Source organism: Pseudomonas sp. BB438, from assembly GCF_057180225.1.
Map to the genome: position 1 here is coordinate 2,266,207 of NZ_CM170001.1, position 24,149 is coordinate 2,290,355.

General features: G+C 66.1%; 21 protein-coding genes. 14 read left to right on the forward strand and 7 right to left on the reverse strand.

Going from position 1 to position 24,149, the window contains the following annotated elements; genetic code table 11:
• Positions 1-64: 64 nt before the first annotated feature.
• Positions 65-1,081 (reverse strand): AraC family transcriptional regulator, encoded by a 1,017-nt coding sequence (locus AC1ZV1_RS10665; RefSeq protein ID WP_484296679.1) that lies wholly within the window; start codon positions 1,079-1,081, stop codon positions 65-67.
• A gap of 141 nt (positions 1,082-1,222) precedes the next feature.
• Here AC1ZV1_RS10665 and AC1ZV1_RS10670 point away from each other — a divergent pair, with 141 nt between their 5' ends.
• The 6 genes from AC1ZV1_RS10670 to AC1ZV1_RS10695 all read left to right on the forward strand — a co-directional run bounded on the left by AC1ZV1_RS10670 (position 1,223) and on the right by AC1ZV1_RS10695 (position 6,671).
• Positions 1,223-2,698: a flavin-containing monooxygenase gene (locus AC1ZV1_RS10670; RefSeq protein ID WP_484296680.1), complete on the forward strand. Its 1,476-nt coding sequence runs from the start codon at positions 1,223-1,225 to the stop codon at positions 2,696-2,698.
• Positions 2,682-3,674: an alpha/beta hydrolase gene (locus AC1ZV1_RS10675; protein ID WP_484296681.1), complete on the forward strand. Its 993-nt coding sequence runs from the start codon at positions 2,682-2,684 to the stop codon at positions 3,672-3,674. The genes AC1ZV1_RS10670 and AC1ZV1_RS10675 overlap by 17 nt, the downstream gene beginning before the upstream one ends.
• The gene (locus tag AC1ZV1_RS10680; RefSeq protein ID WP_484296682.1) at positions 3,671-4,432 is read left to right on the forward strand and encodes an SDR family oxidoreductase; all 762 of its coding nucleotides are present in this window, start codon (positions 3,671-3,673) and stop codon (positions 4,430-4,432) included. The genes AC1ZV1_RS10675 and AC1ZV1_RS10680 overlap by 4 nt, the downstream gene beginning before the upstream one ends.
• Positions 4,433-4,465: 33 nt before the next feature.
• On the forward strand, positions 4,466-5,149 hold the full coding sequence (locus AC1ZV1_RS10685) for a hypothetical protein (RefSeq protein WP_484296683.1): 684 nt from the start codon (positions 4,466-4,468) through the stop codon (positions 5,147-5,149).
• 277 nt (positions 5,150-5,426) lie between these two features.
• Positions 5,427-5,765, forward strand: coding sequence for a ribonuclease E inhibitor RraB (locus AC1ZV1_RS10690; RefSeq protein WP_024765445.1), 339 nt, complete (start codon positions 5,427-5,429; stop codon positions 5,763-5,765).
• A gap of 201 nt (positions 5,766-5,966) precedes the next feature.
• Positions 5,967-6,671 (forward strand): type 1 glutamine amidotransferase, encoded by a 705-nt coding sequence (locus AC1ZV1_RS10695; protein ID WP_484296684.1) that lies wholly within the window; start codon positions 5,967-5,969, stop codon positions 6,669-6,671.
• Positions 6,672-7,172: 501 nt separating this feature from the next.
• Here AC1ZV1_RS10695 and AC1ZV1_RS10700 read toward each other — a convergent pair.
• From AC1ZV1_RS10700 to ydcS, 5 genes are all read right to left on the reverse strand, one after another.
• A complete protein-coding gene (locus tag AC1ZV1_RS10700; protein WP_484296685.1) occupies positions 7,173-8,597 on the reverse strand; it encodes a gamma-aminobutyraldehyde dehydrogenase in 1,425 nt (474 codons plus the stop codon).
• Positions 8,598-8,754: 157 nt separating this feature from the next.
• Positions 8,755-9,567 carry an ABC transporter permease gene (locus tag AC1ZV1_RS10705; protein WP_484296686.1) on the reverse strand — a complete coding sequence of 271 codons (813 nt, stop codon included), beginning with the start codon at positions 9,565-9,567 and terminating at the stop codon, positions 8,755-8,757.
• Entirely contained in the window at positions 9,557-10,408 is an 852-nt protein-coding gene (locus AC1ZV1_RS10710; protein WP_484297541.1) for an ABC transporter permease, read from the reverse strand. The genes AC1ZV1_RS10705 and AC1ZV1_RS10710 overlap by 11 nt, the downstream gene beginning before the upstream one ends.
• Before the next feature lie 47 nt (positions 10,409-10,455).
• Complete coding sequence (locus tag AC1ZV1_RS10715; protein WP_484296687.1) at positions 10,456-11,475, reverse strand: ABC transporter ATP-binding protein; 1,020 nt, start codon at positions 11,473-11,475, stop codon at positions 10,456-10,458.
• A gap of 290 nt (positions 11,476-11,765) precedes the next feature.
• Positions 11,766-12,929, reverse strand: coding sequence for a putative ABC transporter substrate-binding protein YdcS (gene ydcS, locus AC1ZV1_RS10720; RefSeq protein WP_484296688.1), 1,164 nt, complete (start codon positions 12,927-12,929; stop codon positions 11,766-11,768).
• A 389-nt stretch (positions 12,930-13,318) separates the two neighbouring features.
• Between ydcS and AC1ZV1_RS10725 the strand changes: the two genes are divergently transcribed.
• The 4 genes from AC1ZV1_RS10725 to AC1ZV1_RS10740 all read left to right on the forward strand — a co-directional run bounded on the left by AC1ZV1_RS10725 (position 13,319) and on the right by AC1ZV1_RS10740 (position 17,306).
• Entirely contained in the window at positions 13,319-14,731 is a 1,413-nt protein-coding gene (locus tag AC1ZV1_RS10725) for a circularly permuted type 2 ATP-grasp protein (protein ID WP_484296689.1), read from the forward strand.
• A gap of 4 nt (positions 14,732-14,735) precedes the next feature.
• Positions 14,736-15,686 carry an alpha-E domain-containing protein gene (locus AC1ZV1_RS10730; RefSeq protein WP_484296690.1) on the forward strand — a complete coding sequence of 317 codons (951 nt, stop codon included), beginning with the start codon at positions 14,736-14,738 and terminating at the stop codon, positions 15,684-15,686.
• On the forward strand, positions 15,683-16,492 hold the full coding sequence (locus tag AC1ZV1_RS10735) for a transglutaminase family protein (protein WP_348590133.1): 810 nt from the start codon (positions 15,683-15,685) through the stop codon (positions 16,490-16,492). Before AC1ZV1_RS10730 ends, AC1ZV1_RS10735 begins: the two co-directional genes overlap by 4 nt.
• 79 nt (positions 16,493-16,571) lie before the next feature.
• The gene (locus tag AC1ZV1_RS10740) at positions 16,572-17,306 is read left to right on the forward strand and encodes a proteasome-type protease (protein ID WP_484296691.1); all 735 of its coding nucleotides are present in this window, start codon (positions 16,572-16,574) and stop codon (positions 17,304-17,306) included.
• A gap of 197 nt (positions 17,307-17,503) precedes the next feature.
• Here AC1ZV1_RS10740 and AC1ZV1_RS10745 read toward each other — a convergent pair whose 3' ends face one another.
• Positions 17,504-18,307, reverse strand: coding sequence for a cytochrome c (locus AC1ZV1_RS10745; RefSeq protein WP_484296692.1), 804 nt, complete (start codon positions 18,305-18,307; stop codon positions 17,504-17,506).
• Positions 18,308-18,978: 671 nt separating this feature from the next.
• On the opposite strand from AC1ZV1_RS10745, the gene AC1ZV1_RS10750 reads away from it, so the two are divergent.
• The 4 genes from AC1ZV1_RS10750 (at position 18,979) to AC1ZV1_RS10765 (ending at position 24,102) form a co-directional block, all read left to right on the forward strand.
• Entirely contained in the window at positions 18,979-20,184 is a 1,206-nt protein-coding gene (locus AC1ZV1_RS10750) for an acetyl-CoA C-acetyltransferase (RefSeq protein WP_484296693.1), read from the forward strand.
• A 161-nt stretch (positions 20,185-20,345) separates the two neighbouring features.
• Positions 20,346-22,490, forward strand: a complete 2,145-nt coding sequence (locus AC1ZV1_RS10755; protein WP_484296694.1) for a 3-hydroxyacyl-CoA dehydrogenase NAD-binding domain-containing protein — start codon at positions 20,346-20,348, stop codon at positions 22,488-22,490.
• A gap of 100 nt (positions 22,491-22,590) precedes the next feature.
• Positions 22,591-23,145 carry a cysteine hydrolase family protein gene (locus AC1ZV1_RS10760; RefSeq protein ID WP_484296695.1) on the forward strand — a complete coding sequence of 185 codons (555 nt, stop codon included), beginning with the start codon at positions 22,591-22,593 and terminating at the stop codon, positions 23,143-23,145.
• A 204-nt stretch (positions 23,146-23,349) separates the two neighbouring features.
• On the forward strand, positions 23,350-24,102 hold the full coding sequence (locus AC1ZV1_RS10765; protein ID WP_484296696.1) for an amidotransferase: 753 nt from the start codon (positions 23,350-23,352) through the stop codon (positions 24,100-24,102).
• Positions 24,103-24,149: the final 47 nt, after the last annotated feature.

The window sequence follows — 24,149 nt, forward strand, 5'->3', positions numbered from 1 at the left end:
TCTGCTGCGCGTCGACCCCAGGGCGCTCAGCCTGCTGCTGCTCCAGCGCGAGGTCACAGGTCTGCTAGCCGCGGCGGAAACGTCCCGGCGTCACGCCCTTCCAACGGCGGAAGGCGTGGATGAAGTTCGACACCTCGCCGTAGCCGAGCCGCTCGGCAATCTCCTCCAGACGAATCGCCCCGGTGGCCAGCAACTCCTCGGCCAGGGCCTGGCGAACCTCGTCCAGCAATGCGCGATAACTGCTGCCCTCGGTCTCCAGCCGGCGACGCAGGGTGCGCGACGTCATGTGCAGTTCGTCTGCCAGTTGTTCCATGTCCGGAAGGCGCCCTGGCGTGCCCAGCAGGCGGTCGCGGATCTGCCCGGACAGCCCGGTGCGCACCTGGCGCCGGGCGAGCAGGGCGCGACACTGCTCCTCGCAACGCCGCGCCACTTCCGGGTTGGCGCCCGGCAATGGCAACTCGAGGATGCGGCTGTCAAAGACGATGCGGTTCTCCGCCTGGCCAAACAGCGGCTTCACGCCCAGTTCGTCGATGTAGGGCTGCAGGTCGGCCGGCGCGGCGCGGCGGAACAGCGCCTGGCGGATCGGCGGTGGCTGGTTGGTGAGATCGCGCTGGATACGCAGCACGCCGCCGCCGTCGCGGTCGATGAGGAAATCGCGCACGTCCTCGGGGACGGCGGAATCGTCGAGCACCAGGTGCGCCTCGCCGTCGTGCTCCTCCAGCGTCATGCGGTGGAAGGCGTAGGTCAGGTCGAGGTAGCGCAGGCCCAGGTGCGCGGCGCTGAGGAAGGTCGAGCTGCTGAGCAGGGCGAAACCCCAGATGCCGTAGGTGTTGAGGTGATAGCGCAGGCCCGCCTTGAGCCCGATGCCGGGGCGCTGGCCGATGTGCCGGTGAATGTTGCGCACCAGTTCCAGCTCCTGCGCGGCCTCCACTTCGGCGCCGGGGTCCGCGAGTATCCCGATGTCCAGGTCGGTGCCGTCCAGGCACTGCTCCAGGGTCATGCCGTGGTCGAGGCCGAACTGGGTCATGAGCTGCACGCTGACGGCGCTGCGCCGGGGCGACCAGGGTGGGGTAACTGGCATTGCGTCCTCGCGGATCTGGCGGACTCTCGTCTGACCGAAAGTCACAATTTTATGTCCGACTATGCCATAACCTGCGGTAGGAAGTCGCACTAGGATGGTGTCATCCGCCGCTGTGCGGACTTCAGAATCGGGAGCACAACAATGACAACATCATCCCGTCGACCGGCCGCCCCGCGCGTGCTGATCATCGGCGCCGGCTTCGCCGGCCTGGGCCTGGCGATTCGTCTGCAGAAAGCCGGCATCCAGGACTTCCTGATCCTCGAGAAGGCCGCCGACGTTGGCGGTTGCTGGCGCGAGAACGTGTATCCGGGCGCTGCCTGCGACGTGCCTTCGCACCTGTATTCCTTCTCCTTCGAGCCCAAGGCCGACTGGTCGCGCAAGTTCGCCCCCCAGGCGGAAATCCTCGACTACGCCCGGCACTGTGCGGACAAATACCGTCTGCGCGAGCGCATCCGCTTCAACTGCGAAGTCCGAGAGGCCCGCTTCGATGAAGCGGCCGGCGAATGGCTCGTCACCTGCGCCGACGGCGAGGCATTGCGCGCCCAGTCGCTGGTCTGCGCCCTCGGCCAGCTGAGTCGCCCGCTGATCCCCCGGCTTCCGGGTATCGAACGCTTCCAGGGCAAGGCCTTCCACTCCGCGCAGTGGGACCACGGCACGCCGCTGGACGGCAAGCGCGTCGCGGTGGTCGGCACTGGCGCCAGCGCCATCCAGTTCGTCCCGCAGATCGCCCCGAAGGTCGCCGAGCTGCTGCTGTTCCAGCGCAGCGCCGCCTACGTCATCCCCAAGCCGGACCGGCCCTACGCCGACTGGGAACGCCGTATCAAGGCGCGCCTGCCCTGGCTGCAGCGCCTGGATCGAGGCCTGAAGTACATCCAGCACGAGGCGCGCGCACTGGCGTTCACGGTGTTCCCGCCAATGATGAAAGTCATGCGGGTGAGCTTCCACCTGAACCTGCGCAAGAGCATCAGCGATCCACAACTGCGCGCTCGGCTGGAGCCGGATTACCCCATGGGCTGCAAGCGCATCCTGATCAGCAACGACTACTACCCGGCGCTGGCGCGCAGCAACGTGAAGCTGGTGGACACCGGCATCCGCGAAGTGACCGAAGACGCCATCGTCACCCGCGACGGTGTGCTGCATCCGGTGGACAGCATCATCTACGGCACCGGCTTCGCCGCCACCGAGTTCCTCGCGCCGATGCGCATTACCGGCCTGGCCGGTCGCGAACTGAACCAGGCCTGGAGGGATGGCGCCGAGGCGTACAAGGGCATCAGCGTCAGCGGCTTCCCGAACTTCTTCATCCTCTACGGACCGAACACCAACCTGGGGCACAACTCCATCATCTACATGCTGGAAAGCCAGTTTCCCTATGTGCTCGGTTGCCTGCAGCGCATCCAGCGCGACGGCCTGAAGTACCTGGACCTCAAGCCGCAGGTGCAGCAGGGCTTCAATCGCCAGTTGCAGCACGACCTGCAACACACCATCTGGGAGCGCGGTTGCAGCAGCTGGTACAAGACCGCCAGCGGGCGCAACACCGTGAATTGGCCGGGCTTCACTTTCCGCTACCGCCAACAGACCCGTCAGCCGGAGTTCGCCGACTATGACTGCATCCGTTGAACCCGTAGTGCCGTTGTCGAGCAAACAAAGAGTGCTCACCGCCACCCTGCGCGGCGCGCTCAACCTGTTGTTCCGTGGGCTGATGGGCCCGCAATTGCCGGTGAAGGCGCAGCGCGCGTTGCTGCGTGGGCTGACGGCTGCCACGCTCACGCCCCGCGGCGTACACCGTGAGCAGACGACACTGGGGGGTGTTCCCGCTGAAGTCTGGCGACCAGCAGGGGTGGGCGAGGGCAGGGTGATCCTCTACCTGCATGGCGGCGCCTACCTGATCGGCTCGCCCGCCACCCATCGTGCGATCACCGCCAACCTGGCGCGGCGCTGCGAGGCCGAGGTCTGGGTGATCGACTACCGCCTGGCGCCCGAGCATCGCTTCCCCGCCCAGCGCGAAGACGCCGTGGCGGCCTACCGGGCGCTGCTGGACAAGGGCATCCCCGCGCACGCCATTGCCGTGGCCGGGGATTCCGCCGGCGGCCACCTGACCCTGCAACTGGCGCTGGAAGCCAGGGCGCAAGGTCTGCCGGCGCCGGGCGCGCTGGTGGCTTTCTCGCCGGTGACCGATCTGTCCGCCGAGCACCTGCACGCGCCGGCCGCAGGCGATCCGCTGATCACCCGCGCCTGGATGGACAGCGCCATGGCGATGTTCTGCCCGCCGGGCGTGCCCCGCGCGGACGCCCAGCTGTCGCCCGTGCACGCTGATCTCACCGGCCTGCCGCCGCTGCTGATTCAGGTCGGCGAGGACGAGGTACTGCGCAACGACAGCCTGCGCTTCGTCGATGCTGCCCGGCGTTACGGCAACACCGTGCAACTGCAGCGTTTCCCCGGCTGCTGGCATGTGTTCCAGGCCCACGCCGGCCTGCTCGACGTGGCTGACCGCGCCTTGCAGGACGTCGCCAACTTCCTCGCCGGTCATCTGCAGGCCGGGCATCTGCAGTCCGCCGCCGTGCACCCCGTCCCTGAGCAAGGAATGCCACGATGAACACCATCCTGATCAGCGGAGCGGCCTCGGGTATCGGCGCCGCCACCGCGAAACTGTTCCACCAGCGTGGCTGGTGCGTTGGCCTGATCGACCTGAACCCCGAACCGCTGGCGGCATTGGCGTCCGAGCTGGGCGGCGCCTGGCAGCGAGCGCTGGATGTCACCGATGCCGAGGCGGTGACGGCGGCGGTGCGCGAGTTCACCGACGCCAACGGCGGCCACCTGCGCCTGCTGTTCAACTGCGCGGGCATCCTGCGCTTCGGTCGCTTCGAGGACATCAGCCTGGCGGAGCACAACCGCATCATCGCGATCAACGTGCAGGGCGTACTGAACTGCTGCTATGCGGCGCTGCCGTTCCTCAAGCGCACGGTGGGCGCCCAGGTGCTGAACATGGGATCGGCGTCCGGACTCTATGGCGTGCCGCAGATGGCCAGTTATTCGGCGTCGAAGTTCGCCGTGCGCGGGCTGACCGAGGCGCTGGAGCTGGAATGGCGCGAGCTGGGTATTCGCGTCGCCGACCTGATGCCGCCCTTCGTACGCACGCCGATGGTGGCCAGCCAGACCGTCGAGCCGCCGGTGCTGCGGCGCCTGGGCGTGACCCTGGTGGCAGAGGACATCGCCCACGCCGCGTGGCGTCAGGCCCAGAGTGGCGGAGTGCATCGACCCATTGGCGCGATGTTCCGTGCCATGTACTGGTCCGGCCAGTTGTCGCCGCCGGCGATCAATCGCTGGGTGATGGCCTGGCTCAGCCGCGCCTGAGTAGACTGCAGGGGCGGCAGAGGAGGTCGTCCCATGCAGCCAACCCCGGAACCCCAGCCATCGGCCTGGCAGCGCGTGCTGCAGGACATCACCTCACCCTTTGATCGCATCAGCGAGATGACCTACGGGGTGATCATGACGCTGACCATCATTTCGGTGATTTCCGCCGCCAGCGGCGGGGCCAGCCGGCAGGACCTGATCATCGCCGCGCTGGGCTGCAACCTGGCCTGGGGCCTGGTTGACGCAATGATGTTGCTGGTGCGCCTGCGGGTCGAGCGGGTGTACCGACATGGCCGCCTGCGCGCCCTGCGCAGGACGTCCAGCGACGTGGATTTTCGCGACGAACTCGATGAGTTCCTGCCGCCGCGCCTGGTGGCTGCGCTGGAGCCCGACGAGGTCTGGCGGTTGCGCCAGCGCCTGATGCGCTCCGAGCTGGGCACCGGGCAACTGCGTCATGGCGGTGCGGAGATCTGGCTGGCGGCGCTGCTGATCGTGCTGCTGGTCACCGGCATCACCCTGCCACTGCTCCTGCCGTTGTGGCTGGTGCCCGACGACCTGCTGGCGCTGCGTCTGGCCCAGGGTATCGGCGTGGCCATGCTGTTCGGCCTGGGCTGGCTGCTCAGTCGCTGGTCCGGCGATTCGCCCTGGCCGGGTGCGCTGGGGTTCATGGCGCTGGGCGTGGCCATGACCGGCCTGTGCATCGCGCTGGGCGGCTAGCGGCGCGGGGTTGCGTCCATCTGCCGCCTGTCGCCGCCGAGCGGCGCAAAGCGTCAAAGGAGCGGCAGGGCGCTCGCGCAGACGCTACGCTGAGAAATGTGGCCGGTGAATTCCGTTGCGCCGCTCGGCGCGTTCGGCGGAGTTGGCCACCATTTCGGGGGACGTTGCGCCATTTGACGTTTCCCGGCGGCACACTGAAGTGCCCGGAATACGCCCGCGCAGGGCGTGTTCGTTGGCGGGGAATACACTCTGAACGTCTCGACAGGAGGTGCGTACCATGGAAAAGCCCCTCTCGGAGGATATCAGCGTCAACGTGTTGCGCCGGATGAAGGAAGGTGGCTTCGATTTCGCTCGCATTCATCCCATCGATTTTTTCGCCATCTTTTCCGATGAACAGAACGCCCGCAAAGCTGCCCGGCAGTTTCGCGGTGAATCGCTGAGAACCCAGGTTGAAGCCCGCGATGACGGCGGCTGGAGCCTGCAGATCAGCAAGGTGATGTTCGCCACCCACGCCGCCATCGGTGATTTCGAACACGATCTTGAGGAGGTCGTGGTACCACTGGGCGGTATTCTCGATGGCTGGGGCGTGACCCAGGAGGTCACTTCCCTGCGTTGATCGCAACACGTCGTTGAGCCGTCGCAGGACGGCTGATCTTCTACCCGCGCTCTTCACCCGCAAGACAGAAAATGCGCGCCGTCGCCAGCAGTGACGGCGCGCCTTTCTTCGCCTGGGCGGCAGCCGTGCAAGGACGAACTTGCGGACACGCCAGGTTTCCTCAGCGCCAACGATGCGGCAGACTGCCGCGCGGAGGTGACCATGACCGATATCCTGATCCTGACCCATGTCGATTTCTGCCCACCTGGCCACCTGGGTGCGCTGCTCGACCGTCTGCAACTGCCATTCGATGTACGTCGCGTCGACCTGGGCGAGCTGGATGGCTATGACCTGGAGAAGCCCAAAGCGGTCGCCATCATGGGCGGGCCCATGAGCGTGAACGACGACCTGAAGTGGCTGCGTGACGAGGTCGCCGCGATCCGCCGCTTCATCGAGCGCGACGTGCCGATGGTCGGTCACTGCCTGGGCGGTCAGTTGCTGGCCAGGGCGCTGGGCGCTGATATCCATCGACTGCCCTACACCGAAATGGGGTGGCAGCCGATGCGCCGTCAGGAAGGGCAGAGCCCGTGGCTGGCGCACGTGCCCGACGAATTCCCCATCTACCAGTGGCACGGCGATACCTTCGACATTCCCGACGGCGCCACCCGTCTGTTGTCCAGCCCGTGGTGCGAGAACCAGGCGTTCAGCTTCGGCGAGCGCATTCTTGGCCTGCAGGGGCATCCGGAGATGACCGAGGAGCTGGTGAGCGGCTGGGTCAAGGGTTTCCCGGAATACCAGGACCCGACCCAGCCCAGCCAGGAAAGTGCGGACGTGATGCTGGCCGATCTGCCGCAGAAGGTCGCGGCGATGAACCGCGTGGCGGAGGGGTTCTACCAGCACTGGCTGAAGCTGGCGGGGCTGGTCTGATTGTTTTGCCGCCTTGCGGCATCGTGGGCGGGGTCCGCTCCTACGGCGGGCTGGTGCTCTTCGTAGGAGCGGAGCTTCGTTGCGATGTTCCTTGGGCTGGGGTGTTTCTGCGCCGCTTCGGCATGTTCGGATGTATTTTGTTTCGCCCCCTCGGGCGAGTCCCTTTTGTCAAACGACACAACAGGAACCAATAGGTCTTGCCCCATCATCCGGCGCCGGCTTCGCCGGGTTTCCCTCGCTCCATCGAAGTGTCACGGGCCCGCCGCGAAGGGCCATCCCCGGCCCATCGCGGCTCTCGCGGCATCCATGCCGCTCAACCCCTGAAACTCCGATTCGACTCGGCCTCCTGAAGGGGCGCTCGGAGTGCTCGGAGATTTCTCTGGAAATCTTCAAGGGCAAAAGCTGAGCGCGGGGCACCCACAGCAAACCTGTTCTTGTAGGAGCGGGCCATGCCTGCAATCGCGCCCATGGGGCGCTCCTGCAGGGAACTGCCGGCCTGCCTCAATGCTTGAACATGATGTGCCGCGCCACGGTGTAGTCCTCCAGCCCGTACATGGACAGATCCTTGCCGTAGCCGGACTGCTTGAAGCCGCCGTGGGGCATCTCGCTGCACAACATGAAGTGGGTGTTCACCCAGGTACAGCCGTACTGCAGGCGCGCCGCCACCCGTGAGGCGCGGCCGACGTCCTTCGTCCACACCGACGAGGCGAGGCCGTAGTCCGAGTCGTTCGCCCAGCGCACCGCTTCGTCCGCGTCGCCGAACGGGGTCACCGATACCACCGGGCCGAACACTTCGCGGCGGACGATCTCGTCGTCCTGCTGGGCGTTGGCCACCACCGTCGGTTCGTAGAAGAATCCGCTGCCACTGACTGCCTTGCCGCCGGTGGCGATCTGGATGTGCGGGCTGGCCTTGGCGCGCTCGACGAAGCCGGACACGCGGTCGCGCTGGGCGGCGGTGATCAGCGGGCCGAGTTCGGTGCTGGGGTCGTTCTGCAGTCCCGTCTTGAGGCTGGATACCGCACTGGCGAGGTCGGCGACGAAGTTGTCGTAGACCTTCTTGCCGGCGTAGATGCGGCAGGCCGCGGTGCAGTCCTGTCCGGCGTTGTAGAAGCCGAAGGTGCGGATGCCGGCGATCACGTCCTCCAGGTCGGCGTCGTCGAAGACGATCACCGGGGCCTTGCCGCCCAGCTCCATGTGCAGGCGTTTCACACTGTCGGCGGCGCTCCTGATGATGGCCTTGCCGGTGCCCACCGAGCCGGTCAGCGAGACCATGCGCACCAGGTCGTGGCTGACCAGCGGTGCACCCACGCTCGGGCCGCGGCCGAACACCAGGTTGACCACCCCCGCGGGGAACAGCTCGGCGATGAACTCGGCCACCCGCAAGGCGGTCAGCGGTGTCTGCTCGGAGGGCTTGAGCACCACGCAGTTGCCGGCGGCCAGTGCCGGGCCGAGTTTCCACGCGGCCATCATCAGCGGGTAGTTCCACGGCGCGATGGAGGCGACCACGCCTACCGGATCGCGGCGGATCATCGAGGTGAAGCCGGGCAGGTATTCGCCGGCGGCGGAGCCGGGCAGCACGCGGCAGGCGCCGGCGAAGAAGCGGAACACGTCGGCGATGGCCGGGATCTCGTCGTTCAGCGCGGCGGCGTAGGGCTTGCCGCAGTTGTCGGATTCCAGCTTGGCCAGCTCCTCGGCGTGCTCCTCGATGCGGTCGGCCAGGCGCAGCAGGAGCATGGCGCGGTCTTTCGGCGCGGTCTGCGCCCAGCCGTCGAAGGCCGCGTCGGCGGCGCGCACGGCGCTGTCCACCTGGGCTTCGCTGGCTTCGGCGATCTGACCGATCACTTCGCCCGTGGCGGGATTGAGGACGTCCAGCTTCGTGCCTTCGCCGGCGACGAACTGGCCGTTGATGAGTAGTTTGGTTTGCATGGGGGCTCCTCTCGTCAGTGGGGGTTCCCTCTCCCCAGCCCTCTCCCTGAAGGGAGAGGGAGCTTTTCGTGCCGGCTGAAACCGTGGTTTCCTCCTGCGCCGATCCTGTCTCCTCTCCCTTCAGGGGGAGGGTCAGGGAGGGGCGCATGGCACAAGGTCACTTGCCGCTCCCCGCCACATCGCTGGTGCCGCGCGTGAGGTAGTACGCGCCGAGGATCGGCAGCATGGTGGCGAGCATCACCAGCATCGCTACCACGTTGGTAATCGGCACGTCGCGCGGGCGGGTCAGCTGGTTGAGCAGCCACAGCGGCAGGGTGCGCTCGTGGCCGGCGGTGAAGGTGGTGACGATGATCTCGTCGAACGACAGGGCAAACGCCAGCATGCCGCCGGCCAGCAGCGCCGTGGCGATGTTCGGCAGGATGATGTAGCGGAAGGTCTGCCAGCCGTCGGCGCCCAGGTCCATGCTCGCCTCGATCAGGCTGAAGGACGTGCGGCGGAAGCGGGCGATCACGTTGTTGTAGACGATCACCACGCAGAAGGTCGCGTGGCCGATGACGATGGTCAGGAAGCCGGGCTCGATCCCCAGCGTCTTGAACGCCGAGAGCAGGGCGATACCGGTGATGATGCCGGGCAGGGCGATGGGCAGGATCAGCATCAGCGAGATGCTTTCCTTGCCGAAGAAGTCGCGGCGGTACAGCGCGCCAGCCGCCAGGGTGCCGAGGACCATGGCGATCAGCGTGGCCACGCAGGCGATCTTCACGGACAGCCAGATGGCGTCAAGCACGTCGCCGCGGCCGAAGGCGATGCTGAACCACTTCAGGGTGAAGCCCTGCAGCGGGAAACTGTAGGCCGACTCTTCGGTGTTGAAGGCGTAGAGCAGGATCACCAGGATGGGGAAATGCAGGAACAGCAGCCCGCCCCAGGCGGCCAGGCGCAGGAACCAGGAGGGGCGGTTATCGTCAGAGCGCATCGAAAGCCCCCAGCCGCTTGGCGATGGAGAGATAGACGGCGATCAGTACGATGGGCACCAGGGTGAAGGCTGCCGCCAGCGGCATGTTGCCCACCGCGCCCTGCTGCACGTAGACCATGGTGCCGATGAACAGGCCGCTGGGGCCGACCAGCTGCGGGATGATGAAGTCGCCCAGGGTCAGGCTGAAGGTGAAGATCGAGCCGGCCACCACGCCGGGGAAGGCCAGCGGCAGGACCACCTGGAAGAAGGTTTGTCGCGGGTGCGCGCCGAGGTCCGCCGAGGCTTGCAGCAGCGACGGCGGCAGGCGTTCCAGGGCAGCCTGGATCGGCAGGATCATGAACGGCAGCCAGACGTAGGTGAACACCCAGAAGCGCCCGATATGCGAGGTGGACAGGGTGTTGCCGCCTACGCCGGGTACCTCCAGCAGCAAATTCAGCAGGCCGAGCAGCTGCAGGTGCTCGATCACCCAGTAGAGAATGCCACCCTTGGCCAGGATGACCGTCCAGGCGTAGGCCTTGACGATGTAGCTGGCCCACATCGGCAGCATCACCGCGATGTAGAAGAAGGCCTTTTCCTTGGGCCCGGCATAGCGCGCCATGTAGTAGGCGATGGGGAAGGCGAGGATGGCGCTGGCCACCGACACGGCAATCGCCATGCTGAAGGTGCGCAGCACGATGTCGTAGTTGGCCGGGTTGAACAGGGCCTGGTAGTTGGCCAGGGTGAGGTCCGGTGTCACGGCCATGGTGAAGTCGTCGAAGGTGTAGAAGCTCTGCCAGAGCAGGGCGAACAGCGACCCGATGTAGATCACCCCGAACCACAGCAGCGGCGGGATCAGCAGCATCAGCAGGTAGAGTGTGCTGCGCCGGTAAAGGAAGCTGGAGATCGCCCTCACGGCGCCGGCTCCTCGAGCAGCGGCACCAGCGCGCTGCGCGCCCAGCAGGCGGTCACCGCGTCACCCGGTTTCGGCCGTTGCTCCTCGCGCTCGCCGTTGGGCAGGGCGGCGACCAGGCGCACACCGTTTTCCAATTCGAGCTCGTAGCGGCTGCTGGCGCCCATGTACTGCACGTCGAACAGCGTGCCGCTGACTTCCAGTTCGCCGTCGCCGGCGCGGCCGAAGCGCACGTGCTCGGGGCGCAGCGAGTGTGGGCGGGATTCGCCGAGCAGGTGCTGGGCGAGGTCGCCGCGCAGCACGTTGGCGGTGCCGACGAACTCGGCGACGAAGCGCGTGGCCGGGCGGCGATAGAGATTGCCGGGGGTGTCGACCTGTTCGATGCGGCCCTTGTTGAACACCGCGACACGGTCGGACATGGACAGCGCTTCGCTCTGGTCATGGGTGACGAAAATGAACGTGATGCCGAGCTGGCGCTGCAGTTTCTTCAGTTCCACCTGCATCTGCTCGCGCAGCTTGAGATCCAGCGCGCCGAGGGGCTCGTCCAGCAGCAGGACGCGCGGGCGATTCACCAGGGCGCGGGCGAGGGCGACGCGCTGGCGCTGGCCGCCGGAAAGTTGCGCCGGCTTGCGCTTGCCGTAGCCGGCCAGGGCGACCATGCCCAGTGCCTCTTCGGCGCGGTGGTAGCGCTCGGCCTTGGCCACGCCTTTTACTTTCAGACCATAGGCGACGTTGTCCAGCACGCTCATGTGCGGGAACAGCGCGTAGTCCTGGAATACCGTGTTCACGTCGCGCTCGTAGGGCGGCAGGCCCGCCGCTTCCGCACCGTGGATGCGGATGGAGCCCGAGGTGGGCTGCTCGAAACCGGCGATCAGCCGCAGGCAGGTGGTCTTCCCCGAACCGGAGGGGCCGAGCATGGAGAAGAACTCGCCGTCGCGGATCTCGATGGACACGGCATCGACGGCGCGCACCTCGCCGTAGTGACGGCTCACGTCAGTGAACTGGACGGCTGTGGTCATGCTGCTGGCTACCTGATTGGCGGGGCTGCATCAGAAAAGGTAGCGCATGGGGGCGAGGGTGCTTGGTCAGCCGGAGATCATGGCATGTCTGAGATCGCGATCCCTCTCCCTAACCCTCTCCCTGAAGGGAGAGGGGACTGTTCGGCGAGCACGGTTGGCTTATCGCTCACTGAGAAAATGAAGTATCCGGCTGACTCTGTTTTCAGCTCCCGCTCGGACCGCTCCCTCTCCCTTCGGAGCGGGGCGCGCCGCCAGGGCTGGGGAGAGGGGCTCTCAGGGTGCAAACCGCGTCACCGTCCACCCATGATCGCGATGTAGTCCTGCGTCCACCGGCTATAAGGCACGCACTGCCCCTGGGCGCACTTGGCCTGTGGGGTCTTCCAGAAGGCGATGCGGTCGAACTGGTCATAGCCGTTGGTGGCGCAACCCTGGGCGCCCAGCAACTGGCTGCCGGTGCAACCGTCGGGCGAGGCGGGTACCGAGCCGAACCAGGCGGCGACGTCACCCTGCACCTTGGGTTCCAGCGACCAGTTCAGCCACTTGTAGGCGCACACCGGGTGCTTGGCGTCGACGTGCATCATGGTGGTGTCGGCCCAGCCGGTGACGCCCTCGCCGGGGATGGTCGAGGCGATCGGCTGCTTCTCGCCGAGCAGCGCGTTCACCTGGTAGGGCCAGGAGCCGGACGCGGCCACGCCCTCGTTCTTGAAGTCGCTCATCTGCACCGTCGCGTCATGCCAGTAGCGGTGGATCAGCTTCTGTTGCCCGCGCAGCAGCTTGAGCGCGGCGGCATATTGCTCCTCGTTCAGCTCGTAGGGGTCCTGGATGCCCAGCTTGGGCTCGGCGGTTTTCAGGTAGAGCGCCGCGTCGGCGATGTAGATCGGGCCGTCGTACGCTTGCACGCGGCCCTTGTTGCTCTTGCCGTCGGGCAGTTGCTGCTCGGAGAACACCACGCTCCAGCTGTCCGGCGCCTTGGGGAAGACCTTGGTGTTGTACATCAACACGTTCGGCCCCCACTGGTACGGTGTGCCGTAGTGCTTGCCGTCCACGGTGTGCCAGGGTGCATCCTGCAGGCGCTTGTCGACATTCTTCCAGTTGGGCACCAGGGCGATGTTGATCGGCTGCACGCGCTTGCCATAGACCAGCCGCAGGGACGCATCGCCAGAGGCGGTGACCAGATCATAGCCGCCCTTGGCCATCAGGCTGACCATCTCGTCGGAGGTGGCGGCAGTCTTCACGTTGACCTTGCAGCCGGTGTCCTTCTCGAACTGGCTCACCCAATCGTAGTTCTTGTCGCTTTCGCCGCGCTCGATGTAGCCGGGCCAGGCAATGATGTCGAGGGCGCCTTCGGGGTTGCCGAGCTGCTTGAGGGCCTCGGCGGCCTGCAGCGATCCGCTGGAAAGCAGGCTGACACCCGCGAAGGCCAGCGCCGCGACTTTCACGGAGATAGATGGCATTGAAATAGATGGCACTGAAAACAATTGCACCGATGACATGGACGGACTCCTGTTGTTCTTCGTTGTGGGAGCCACTGCGATACCAGCGCGCAGAAATTTGGCACCTCTGTTGATCGCTGCATGTCCATAGCGAATGGGCACGCTCTTGCAGCGTAGTTCTGGCCCCAGAGGCTGACAAGAAAGCCCGCGCCCCCCGCAAAGCCCCGCCCGCTGGCGCTCGCGGCCCCAAAAGGGGCGAGCTCGGGCGGGCGGTGGGGAAAAGCGCACCAAGGCGGTGCGGGGGGCGCGGACAGCCTTTTCAAGTCATTGAACCAACAGGAAATCGACCTCTGGCACGGGCCTTGCGACGGCCTTCCCAGCCGAGGACGAGCGGCAACAAGGAGTAGACGATGGCTCGGGTGTTCTATGACGAAATGCATGACGCCGCTGGCGCCTGCCGACCGCACTACACGGAGTTCGCCCGCTGGCTGGCGGACATGCCCGGCGAACAGTTGCAGCAGCGCCGCCGCGAAGCCGACCTGCTGTTCTATCGCGCCGGCATCACCTTCACCCTCTATGGCGATGATCAGGGCACCGAGCGCCTGATTCCCTTCGACACCATCCCGCGCAGCATTCCCGCCAGCGAGTGGAAGATCATCGAGGCAGGCTGCATCCAGCGCGTCCAGGCGCTCAACCTGTTCCTCGCGGACCTCTACCACGACCAGCGCATTCTCAGGGAAGACCTGATCCCGCCCGAGCAGGTCCTGGCCAACGACCAGTACCAGTTGGCCATGCAGGGCCTGGATGTGCCCGGCAACGTCTACGCGCACATCGCCGGCATCGACCTGGTGCGCGACGGCAACGGCGCCTACTACGTCCTTGAAGACAACCTGCGCACCCCCAGCGGCGTCTCCTACATGCTGGAGAACCGCAAGATGATGATGCGCCTGTTCCCCGAGCTGTTCGGCGCCCAGCGCATCGCGCCCATCGACCACTACCCCAACCTGCTGCTGGACACCCTGCGCCAGGCCAGCGAAGTGGAGCAGCCCTGCGTCGTGGTGCTGACGCCGGGCCGCTTCAACAGCGCGTACTTCGAGCACGCCTTCCTCGCCCGTGAGATGGGGGTGGAACTGGTGGAAGGCGCCGACCTGTTCGTCCGCGACGAGCGCGTCTATATGCGTACTACCGCCGGCCCGATGCCGGTGGATGTGATCTATCGGCGGGTCGACGACGACTTCCTCGACCCGCTGGCCTTCAACCCCGACTCCATGCTCGGTGTGCCCGGCCTGCTGGCCGCCTACCGCGCGGGCAACGTGGTGCTGGCCAACGCCATCGGCACCGGCGTGGCCGACGACAAATCGGTCTACCCCTACGTGCCCGAGATGATCCGCTTCTACCTAGACCAGGAACCCATCCTGCACAACGTGCCGACCTGGCAGTGCCGCCGTCCGCAGGACCTGTCCCACGTGCTGGCGCACCTGCCCGAGTTGGTGGTGAAGGAGGCCCAGGGCTCCGGCGGCTACGGCATGCTGGTCGGCCCGGCCGCCAGCAGCGCCGAGATCGAAGCCTTTCGCGCCCGGCTGATGGCGCGGCCGGAGGCCTACATCGCGCAGCCGACCCTGAGCCTGTCGACCTGCCCGACCTTCGTCGAGAACGGCATCGCCCCGCGCCACATCGACCTGCGCCCCTTCGTGCTGTCCGCGCCGGACAATGTCCGCCTGGTGCCCGGTGGCCTGACCCGCGTGGCGCTGCGCGAAGGCTCGCTGGTCGTCAACTCGTCACAGGGTGGCGGTACCAAGGACACCTGGGTAGTCGAGGACTGAAATCATGCTGAGCCGTACCGCTTCCGATCTGTACTGGATGTCCCGTTACCTGGAGCGCGCCGAGAACCTCGCGCGCATGCTCGACGTGTCCTACTCGCTGTCGCTGATGCCCCAGGACGGCCGTGGCGATGGCCTGGAGGAACTGGCCATGCCGCTGCTGATCACCGGCAACCTCGACGCCTATCTCGCCCGCCACGGCGAACTGCACGCGGAGCGCCTGCTGAACTTCTTCGCCCTCGATGCGCAGAACCCGGCGAGCATCTATTCCTGCTTCGGCGCCGCCCGTGCCGGCGCCCATGCGGTGCGCGGACGGATCACCACCGACATGTGGGAGAACATCAACGCCACCTGGCTGGAGATGCGCGACATCGCCCACCAGGGCCTGCTGCGCTATGGCATCAGCCACTTCTGCGAATGGGTGAAGGACCGCTCGCACCTGTTCCGCGGCGCCACGTTCGGCACCAGCATGCGCAACGACGCCTTCCACTTCATCCGCCTGGGCACCTACATCGAGCGCGCCGACAACACCCTGCGCCTGCTCGACGCTCGCCACCAGGTGCTGGGTGAACACAGCGCCGGCCCGGCCGAAGGCTCGGCTCGCGGGTATTACCAGTGGACGGCATTGTTGCGTGCGCTCTCGGCCTTCGAGGGTTACACCGAGCTGTACCGCGACGCCCTCAACGCACGAAACATCGCCGAACTCCTGCTGCTGCGCGAGGACGTGCCGCGCTCGCTGCTGGCCTGCGCCGAGGAGCTGCGCCAGATCCTCGCCAGCCTGCCCGGCGCCAACGGCCGACCCGCCCAGCGCCTGGCTGCCGAACTGGAGGCGCGGGTGCGCTACACCGGCATCGACGAGGTGCTGGGCAGCGGCCTGCACCCCTGGATCACCGACCACATCGGGCTGGTGCGCCAGCTCGCCAATGCCATTCACAGCTCGTACCTGGAGGCCGCATGAAACTCTCCATCCGCCATGACACCACCTACCGCTACGAAGACCAGGTGCGCGCGAGCATCCAGTACCTGCGCCTGACCCCGCAGGAGAGCGAGCGCCAGCACGTGCTCGACTGGCAGCTGCACCTGCCGCGCCCGGCGCATCCGCAGCGCGACGCCTACGGCAACATCCTCCACGTACTGACCCTGGACGAGCCCCACGAGGCCATCGTCATCGCCGCCCACGGCCACGTGGAGATCGACGTGGAGAACGAGCGCGAGCACGATCACCTGTCGCCGCTGCCGTTCCTGCGCAGCACTCGGCTGACCCAGGCCGACGGCGCGTTGCAGGAGTTCGCTCGTGCACAGTGCGCCGAGCGTCGCGACCGCAAGGCGATGATCCGCCTGATGCAGGCGCTGAACGAGCGCATCGCCTATGTGCCCGGCTCGACCCAGGTCGACAGCACCGCCGCCGAAGCCTTCGCGGCCGGGCAGGGTGTCTGCCAGGATCACGCCCACGCCTTCCTCGCCTGCCTGCGCTACCTCGGTGTGCCGGCGCGCTACGTTTCCGGCTACCTCTACACCGACGTCGAGGATCACCTGGCCAGCCACGCCTGGGCCGAAGCCTGGCTGGACGACGCCTGGTACAGCTTCGACGTGACCAATGTGCTGGATCGCCCGGAGCGGCATCTGAAGCTCGCGGTGGGCCTGGATTACCTCGACGCCTGCCCGGTGCGTGGCATGCGCCGGGGCGGTGGCGGGGAGCAGATGCATGCCCGCGTCACCGTGGCCCCAGGGCATCTGCAGCAGATGCAGCAGGCACAGCAGTGAGCAGCCATGGCGCGGGCAGAGGCACCGGCATAAGATCGGTGCCAGCTTCCTTCGCCCAAACGACTGTCTTGAGAGCGCCATGACCTATTGCGTCGCCATGAACCTCGCCCAGGGCCTGGTCTTCGTTTCCGATTCCCGCACCAACGCCGGTGTCGACAACATCGCGGTGTTCCGCAAGCTGCACATCTTCGGCACGCCCGGTGAGCGCCTGATCGTGGTGCAAAGCGCCGGCAACCTGGCCACCTCGCAGTCGGTCATCAGCGTGCTGCGCCAGCGCATGGGCAGCGAGCAGCCGAACCTTGGCAACGTCGAAAATCTCTTCGAGGCGGCCCGGCTGGTGGGTTCGACGCTGCGCGAAGTCGTCGACCACGACGAGAACATCGGCCAGAACCAGGGCGTCGACCTGGGCAGTTCCTTCCTCATTGGCGGCCAGATCGGCGCGGAGGTGCCGCGACTGTTCAATGTCTACCCGCAGGGCAACTTCATCGAATCGACCCGCGATACGCCGTACTTCCAGATCGGCGAGAGCAAGTACGGCAAGCCGATCATCGACCGCGCCATGAGCTACGCGACGCCGCTGGAGCAGGCCCTGCGCTGCGCGCTGATCAGCTTCGACTCGACCATCCGCAGCAACCTGTCGGTGGGCATGCCGCTGGACCTGCTGGTGTACCGCGAGGGCAGCCTGGAGGTACCGGCGGGGTATCGCATCCAGGAGGGCGATCCGTACTTCGAGGGGATTCGCAACCAGTGGGGCGCGGGGCTGCGCCAATTGCTCGGCGAGCTGCCGGCGCCACCGGGGGATTATTGGCACTGAGTCGAACTGAGGCGCGGAGTATCCGTGCAGGGGCGCGCCATGCGCGCGATCGCGGGCATGCCCGCTCCTACAGGCTGCGTCCGGCGTGTGGAGCGCGCTCTTCGTAGGAGCGTACCTGCTCGCGCACAGCCGCCGCGCCGATGCCACGACGGCGGATAACGCTGGTGCGTTATCCGCCCTACGAATTCCGGATGCCTCTATCCGCCGGCCTTCACTTTCCTGCCCGCCATGTGCTTCAGGTAGGCGACGATCTGATCCAGTTCCGCATCGCTGACAACCTCCGCCGCAAAGCCCTTCATCCGCGCTTCCGGCCAGTGCCGCAGGCTCTGCGGGTCGCGGATGTACTGCTTGAGATAGCCCGGCGCGAAGTATTCGGTGGGGTTGTGCGGCAGGTTCAGGTCCGGGCCGAACTGCGAGTCGCCGGCGCCGTTCAGGCGGTGGCAGGCCAGGCAGTTCTTCTGGAACTGGGCGAAACCCTTCTGCACCGGTTCAGGGGCATCCTTCGCTGGTAGCAGCGCGGGGAAGCGTTCGGCCAGCGGCTTGAGATAGCGAATGCTGGCCACCTGGAACGGCCATTGCTCTGGGCCGATGCCGGCGGCCTGGGGATCGGTCCACACCAGGTAGAAGGGGCCGGCGGAGGGCTTGCCGTCGCCCAGCTTCGGCCAGGGTTTTCCCGCTTCCTCGATAGCCAGCCAGGCGCGCGAGCCTTTATCCGCCAGCAACGGGGCGGCCGATAGTTCGGCGGCGAAGCCGTCCAGCGCTACCGCCTGCAGGTGATCGGCAGGCCTCACGCCCTGCAGCAGCGCTGCCAGCGGCACTGCGCGGTACTGCATGGCGCGGTTGTAGGAGACGTCGGCGGGAATCTCGATGTCCTGCACCTTGGGGTTGGCGAGCAGTTGTTCCGTGCTGAGTTCGTGCTTGCCGTCGGGGAGTTCCAGGGTGAGCGTGGCGGCGAACGTGGTGGGGCAGAGCAGGAGCAGTGTCAGCAGCAGTGGGCGCATGGTCGCATCCGTGGCGGGAGTGGGCCGCGGAACATTAGCAGAGGTGTGGGCGTAGCAGGAGGTAGGTGGCTCCCGCGCTGCGTTGACCGTGGCTCGCGGATGGCGGCGCGCGGTACGCAGCGGCGGGGTAGCCGGGTGTTGGCCCTAGCCGACCAGACGACTCAGATTGGGGATGATTAGAACAACGGTGGTTGCGAAGACGATCAGGCTTGCCTGACGCCATTTTCTCGATTGTTTGTCCATGATGTCCTTCCGCCTTTCTTGTTCTTGGCACGGTTCACTCACGGCCTGTTGGTAGTGGACGCATGCCTTGGCTTCTGGTGTATCGAGCCGAGCCGGCAAAACCCGGCAACGGCACTCTTCGCATCATCTGCCTGGTTGAGTCTAAGCCTAGTGCCGCGCGGGCTTAGACCATCTGGCAGCAAATCCTGAAGCTTCAGGCATATTCCCTCTATATGACCGGGCCGTGACAGCTCTGTTCAGCTTTTCGACCGTTCGTCTGCCTGCCCTGGCAGCCCCTTCCCAGAGCCTTCGCCCCCTTCGCCGCTGGTCGGTGACTGAGCGTGACGGTCAATTGCGCTGAGCGCTGCGGTCATTGCTCCCCGCCGCGACGCCGTTAAGGTAGGCCGACACGCCACGCCTGCGTGACGACAACTCTAAGAGAGAACGCCATGACCGAAGCATTCATTTACGACGCGGTGCGTACTCCCCGCGGCAAGGGCAAGAAGGACGGCGCGCTGCACAGCGTCAAGCCGGTCAACCTGATGGCCGGTGTCCTGCGTGCGCTGCAACAGCGCAACCAGCTCGACACCGCCCAGGTCGACGACATCGTCCTGGGCTGCGTGACCCCGGTGGGCGACCAGGGCTCGGACATCGCCAAGACTGCCGCGCTGGTCGCCGACTGGGACGAGCAAGTCGCCGGCGTGCAGATCAACCGCTTCTGTGCCTCGGGCCTGGAAGCGGTCAACCTGGGCGCCATGAAAGTGCGCTCGGGCTTCGAGGACCTGGTGGTGGTCGGCGGTGTGGAATCCATGTCCCGCGTGCCCATGGGCTCCGACGGCGGCGCTTGGGCGCTGGACCCGGAAACCAACCTGCACACCAGCTTCGTGCCCCAGGGTATCGGCGCCGACCTGATCGCCACCCTGGAAGGCTTCAGCCGCGCCGACGTCGACGCCTTCGCGCTGCGCTCCCAGCAGAAGGCCGCCAAGGCGCGCGCCGAAGGGCTGTTCGCCAAGTCCCTGGTGCCGGTCACCGACCAGAACGGCATCGTCCTGCTCGACCATGACGAGTTCATTCGTGGCGACTCGACCCTCGAAGGCCTCGGCGCGCTCAAGCCCAGCTTCGAGATGATGGGACAGATGGGCTTCGACGCCAGCGCACTGCGCAAGTACAGCTTCGTCGAGCGCATCGAGCACGTGCACACGCCGGGCAACAGCTCGGGCATCGTCGACGGCGCCACCGCCATGCTCATCGGCTCCGAGGCCAAGGGCCGCGAGCTGGGCCTGAAGGCCCGCGGGCGCATCGTCGCCACCGCGGTGACCAGCACCGACCCGACCATCATGCTCACCGGCCCCGCGCCGGCGACCCGCAAGGCGCTGGCCAAGGCCGGGCTGAAGGCCGAGGACATCGACCTCTTTGAGGTGAACGAAGCCTTCGCCTCGGTGGTGATGAAGTTCATGAAGGACATGGGCGTGCCGGAGAGCAAGGTCAACGTCAACGGCGGCTCCATCGCCATGGGCCACCCGCTGGGTGCCACCGGCTGCATGATCCTCGGCACCCTGCTGGATGAGCTGGAGCGGCGCAACCTGCGCTACGGCCTGGCCACCCTCTGCGTGGGCGGTGGCATGGGTATCGCGACGATTATCGAACGAGTTTAAGGATCGATCATGGGCTACTGCGCTCGGCCATGCTGCGTTGGAAATGCTCCGGGAATGCTCATTGGCTACAGCCAACTCCGCTTCCCGAAGAATTTCCGCCTTGCCTGACCTTCGCTCGTGACGCCCCTGAAGCGATCCTCCTGCACGGGAAGAAAACAAAAATGACTGATGCCATCCGCTATGAGAAAGGCCAGGACAACATCGTCGTCCTGACCATGGACATGCCTGGCCAGAGCGCCAACACCATGAACGGTGTCTACCGCGAGGCCATGGCCGCCACCGTGGCGCGCCTGGAAGCCGAGAAGGAGTCGATCGCCGGCGTGGTGATCACTTCCGCGAAGAAGACCTTCTTCGCCGGCGGCGACCTGAATGAACTGATCAAGGTGACCAAGGCCGACGCCCAGGCCTTCTACGAAGGCATCCTGGTGCTCAAGGGCCAGCTGCGTCGCCTGGAAACCCTCGGCAAGCCGGTGGTCGCCGCCATCAATGGCGCGGCCCTGGGCGGCGGCTGGGAAATCTGCCTGGCCTGCCACCACCGCATCGCCCTGGATGAAAGCCACGTCCAGCTCGGCCTGCCGGAAGTCACCCTGGGCCTGCTGCCCGGTGGCGGCGGCGTGGTGCGCATGGTGCGCCTGCTCGGCCTGGAGAAGGCCTTGCCGTACCTGGCCGAAGGCAAGAAGGTGCGCCCGGACCAGGCGCTCAAGGCCGGCCTGATCCATCAGGTGGCTTCCAGTCGCGAGGACATGCTGGCCAAGGCCCGCGAGTGGATCGCCGCCAACCCGGCCGCCAAGCAGCCGTGGGACAGCACTGGCTACAAGATCCCCGGTGGCACGCCATCCAGCCCGGCCGTGGCGCAGATGCTCGCGATCGCGCCGAGCGTGCTGCGCGACAAGACCAAGGGCTGCTTCCCGGCGCCGGAGAAGATCCTGTGCGCCGCCGTCGAAGGCGCGCAGGTGGATTTCGACACCGCGCAGCTGATCGAGGCGCGCTACTTTACCGAGCTGACCACCGGCCAGGTGGCGAAGAACATGATCGGCACCTTCTGGTTCCAGCTCAACGAGATCAACGCCGGCAAGTCCCGCCCGCAGGGCATCCCGCCGCAGCAGACGAAGAAGGTCGGGGTGGTCGGCGCCGGCATGATGGGCGCTGGCATCGCCTACGTCTCGGCCGCCGCCGGCATCGAGGTGGTGCTCAAGGACGTGTCCATCGAGGCGGCCGAGAAGGGCAAGGCCTATTCCGCCGGCCTGCTGGACAAGAAGGTCGGCCGGGGTCAGATGAGCGCCGAGAAGCGTGACGCCTTCCTCGCGCGGATCAAGCCGACCGCCAGCGATGCCGACTTCGAAGGCTGCGACCTGATCATCGAAGCAGTGTTCGAGGACCGTGGCCTGAAGGCCAAGGTCAGTGCTGCCGCCGAGTCCGCTGCATTGCCCGAAGCGGTGATTGCCTCCAACACCTCGACCCTGCCGATCACCGGCCTGGCCGAAGCCGTGGCGCAGCCGCAGAAATTCATCGGCCTGCATTTCTTCAGCCCGGTGGACAAGATGCCGCTGGTGGAGATCATCCGTGGCGCGAAGACCGACGACGCCACCTTGGCGCGCGCTTTCGACTACGTCCTGCAGATCAAGAAGACCCCGATCGTCGTGCACGACAGCCGCGGCTTCTTCACTTCCCGTGTGTTCGGCACCTTCACCAACGAAGGCCTGGCCATGCTCGGCGAGGGTGTGTCGGCGGCGATGATCGAGAACCAGGCGCGCCAGGCCGGCATGCCGGTGGGCCCGCTGGCGATCAGCGACGAAGTGTCGATGAGCCTGATGACCCACATCCGCGAGCAGACCCGCAAGGACCTGGAAGCCGAGGGCAAGCAGTTGCCCAGGCACCCGGCCTTCGCCGTGGTGGACCTGATGGTCAACGAGTTCAAGCGCCCGGGCAAAGCCGCCGGCGCAGGCTTCTACGACTACCCCGCCAATGGCAGGAAATATCTGTGGCCGGAGTTGAAGCAGCGCTTCGAGAAGGCCGACGCGCAGATCTCCGCCGAGGACGTGCGTGATCGCATCCTCTTCGTGCAGGCCATCGAGACGGTGCGTTGTGTGGAGGAGGGCGTGCTGACCTCCACCGCCGACGCCAACATCGGCTCGATCTTCGGCATCGGTTTCGCGGCCTGGAGCGGCGGCGCGCTGCAGTTCATCAACCAGTACGGTCTGAAGGACTTCGTCGCCCGCGCCCAGTACCTGGCAGAGCAGTATGGCGAGCGCTTCCTGCCGCCGGCGCTGCTGCTGGAGAAGGCGGCTCGGGGCGAGAGCTTCTGAGGCATCCGAGGCTGAAGGAAGAAACCGGCCCCAGTGGCCGGTTTTTTCTTGCTGGCGCAGGCCGTAGGATGGCGCCTTCCCACCCAGCAGGAATGCTCCGATGACGCCTCCCGCCTTGTTGATCATCGACCAGCAGAAAGGCATGCAGGACAGCCCCGAGCCGCGCAACAACCCGCAGGCGGAGCAGCGCATCGGCGAGCTGCTGGCGGCCTGGCGCCGGAGCGGCTGGCCATTGGTGCATATCCGTCATATCTCGCGTACGCCGGGCTCACCGTTCTGGCCGGGGCAGGTGGGTGCCGAATTCCAGGAGGCGCTGGCGCCGCTGGATCACGAGCATGTGGTGGAGAAGAACGTGCCGGACGCGTTCATCCACAGCAGCCTTGAGCGCTGGTTGCGTGTGCGGGGTATTGGGGCGCTGGTGATCTGTGGTGTCAGCACCAACAATTCGGTGGAGGCCACGGCGCGTTCGGCAGGCAACCTGGGCTTCGAGACGCGGGTCGTGGCGGACGCCTGCTTCACCTTCGACAAGCGTGATTTCAATGGCGTGCAGCGCAGTGCTGACGAGGTTCACGCCATGTCGCTGGCCAACCTGCAAGGCGAGTACGCGCAGGTGCTGGACACGAACTCGCTGCTGCAAACCCTGTCCATCGGCTGAGTCCTTGCCAACCGGCCGTCACCCCTGTGCGTCCGTGCAATTGAAGGAAGTCGCTTTTTCCGGTATTTCCCCTGAAATTCCTACACAAGAATCGGCCTCGGCATCTTGTGTGGTGAAAAAATAGGGCGTAATTTTCATGCGCGTTTCATCAGTGTCAGGAAAACCATTCTTATCAGCCGCCAACCCCCCAGGAATCACCCCTGCATGTCGTTGCACATCTGCATTCTGGAAACCGACATCCTCCGCCCCGAACTCATCGATCAGTACAAGGGCTACGGCTGGATGTTCCAGCAACTGTTCGCCAAGCAACCCGTTCCGGCCGAGTTCACGGTCTACAACGTGGTGGAAGGGCATTACCCGCCCGACGATGAGAAGTTCGACGCGTACCTGGTGACCGGCAGCAAGGCGGACTCCTTCGGCACTGATCCCTGGATCCAGACCCTCAAGGACTACGTGCTCAAGCTCTATGAGCGCGGTGACAAGCTGCTGGGCGTGTGCTTCGGCCACCAGTTGCTGGCGCTGGTGCTGGGCGGCAAGACCGAGCGCGCCAGCCAGGGCTGGGGCGTGGGTATTCACGATTACCGCATCGAGGAGCAGCCGGAATGGATGAGCCCGGCGCCGGGTGATGGCCTGACCCTGCTGGTCAGCCACCAGGACCAGGTCACCGAGCTGCCCCACGGCGCGCGTCGCATCGCCTCCAGCGACTTCTGCCCTAACGCTGCCTATGCCATCGGCGACCAGGTGCTGTGCTTCCAGGGCCATCCGGAGTTCCAGAGCGACTATTCCCAGGCGATCCTTGAGCTGCGCAGGCACATCTTCAGCGAGCCGGTGTTCCAGTCCGGCATCGACAGCCTCTCCCGCCCGCACCAGGGTACGGCGGTCGGCGAATGGATGATGCGCTTCGTCCAGCAAGGCAGTGACCAGAAGAAGAAATCCGAGAAGAAGAGCGCGGCCTGATTCCTGCCGTGTTGACTGAAAACGCCGCTCACTTGAGCGGCGTTTTC

Bases quoted from the DNA above. Each gene is read 5' to 3' on its own strand.
- AC1ZV1_RS10665 (WP_484296679.1), bottom strand. From the start codon at position 1,081: ATGCCAGTTACCCCACCCTGGTCGCCCCGGCGCAGCGCCGTCAGCGTG.
- AC1ZV1_RS10670 (WP_484296680.1), top strand. From the start codon at position 1,223: ATGACAACATCATCCCGTCGACCGGCCGCCCCGCGCGTGCTGATCATC.
- AC1ZV1_RS10675 (WP_484296681.1), top strand. From the start codon at position 2,682: ATGACTGCATCCGTTGAACCCGTAGTGCCGTTGTCGAGCAAACAAAGA.
- AC1ZV1_RS10680 (WP_484296682.1), top strand. From the start codon at position 3,671: ATGAACACCATCCTGATCAGCGGAGCGGCCTCGGGTATCGGCGCCGCC.
- AC1ZV1_RS10685 (WP_484296683.1), top strand. From the start codon at position 4,466: ATGCAGCCAACCCCGGAACCCCAGCCATCGGCCTGGCAGCGCGTGCTG.
- AC1ZV1_RS10690 (WP_024765445.1), top strand. From the start codon at position 5,427: ATGGAAAAGCCCCTCTCGGAGGATATCAGCGTCAACGTGTTGCGCCGG.
- AC1ZV1_RS10695 (WP_484296684.1), top strand. From the start codon at position 5,967: ATGACCGATATCCTGATCCTGACCCATGTCGATTTCTGCCCACCTGGC.
- AC1ZV1_RS10700 (WP_484296685.1), bottom strand. From the start codon at position 8,597: ATGCAAACCAAACTACTCATCAACGGCCAGTTCGTCGCCGGCGAAGGC.
- AC1ZV1_RS10705 (WP_484296686.1), bottom strand. From the start codon at position 9,567: ATGCGCTCTGACGATAACCGCCCCTCCTGGTTCCTGCGCCTGGCCGCC.
- AC1ZV1_RS10710 (WP_484297541.1), bottom strand. From the start codon at position 10,408: ATGCTGCTGATCCCGCCGCTGCTGTGGTTCGGGGTGATCTACATCGGG.
- AC1ZV1_RS10715 (WP_484296687.1), bottom strand. From the start codon at position 11,475: ATGACCACAGCCGTCCAGTTCACTGACGTGAGCCGTCACTACGGCGAG.
- ydcS (WP_484296688.1), bottom strand. From the start codon at position 12,929: ATGCCATCTATCTCCGTGAAAGTCGCGGCGCTGGCCTTCGCGGGTGTC.
- AC1ZV1_RS10725 (WP_484296689.1), top strand. From the start codon at position 13,319: ATGGCTCGGGTGTTCTATGACGAAATGCATGACGCCGCTGGCGCCTGC.
- AC1ZV1_RS10730 (WP_484296690.1), top strand. From the start codon at position 14,736: ATGCTGAGCCGTACCGCTTCCGATCTGTACTGGATGTCCCGTTACCTG.
- AC1ZV1_RS10735 (WP_348590133.1), top strand. From the start codon at position 15,683: ATGAAACTCTCCATCCGCCATGACACCACCTACCGCTACGAAGACCAG.
- AC1ZV1_RS10740 (WP_484296691.1), top strand. From the start codon at position 16,572: ATGACCTATTGCGTCGCCATGAACCTCGCCCAGGGCCTGGTCTTCGTT.
- AC1ZV1_RS10745 (WP_484296692.1), bottom strand. From the start codon at position 18,307: ATGCGCCCACTGCTGCTGACACTGCTCCTGCTCTGCCCCACCACGTTC.
- AC1ZV1_RS10750 (WP_484296693.1), top strand. From the start codon at position 18,979: ATGACCGAAGCATTCATTTACGACGCGGTGCGTACTCCCCGCGGCAAG.
- AC1ZV1_RS10755 (WP_484296694.1), top strand. From the start codon at position 20,346: ATGACTGATGCCATCCGCTATGAGAAAGGCCAGGACAACATCGTCGTC.
- AC1ZV1_RS10760 (WP_484296695.1), top strand. From the start codon at position 22,591: ATGACGCCTCCCGCCTTGTTGATCATCGACCAGCAGAAAGGCATGCAG.
- AC1ZV1_RS10765 (WP_484296696.1), top strand. From the start codon at position 23,350: ATGTCGTTGCACATCTGCATTCTGGAAACCGACATCCTCCGCCCCGAA.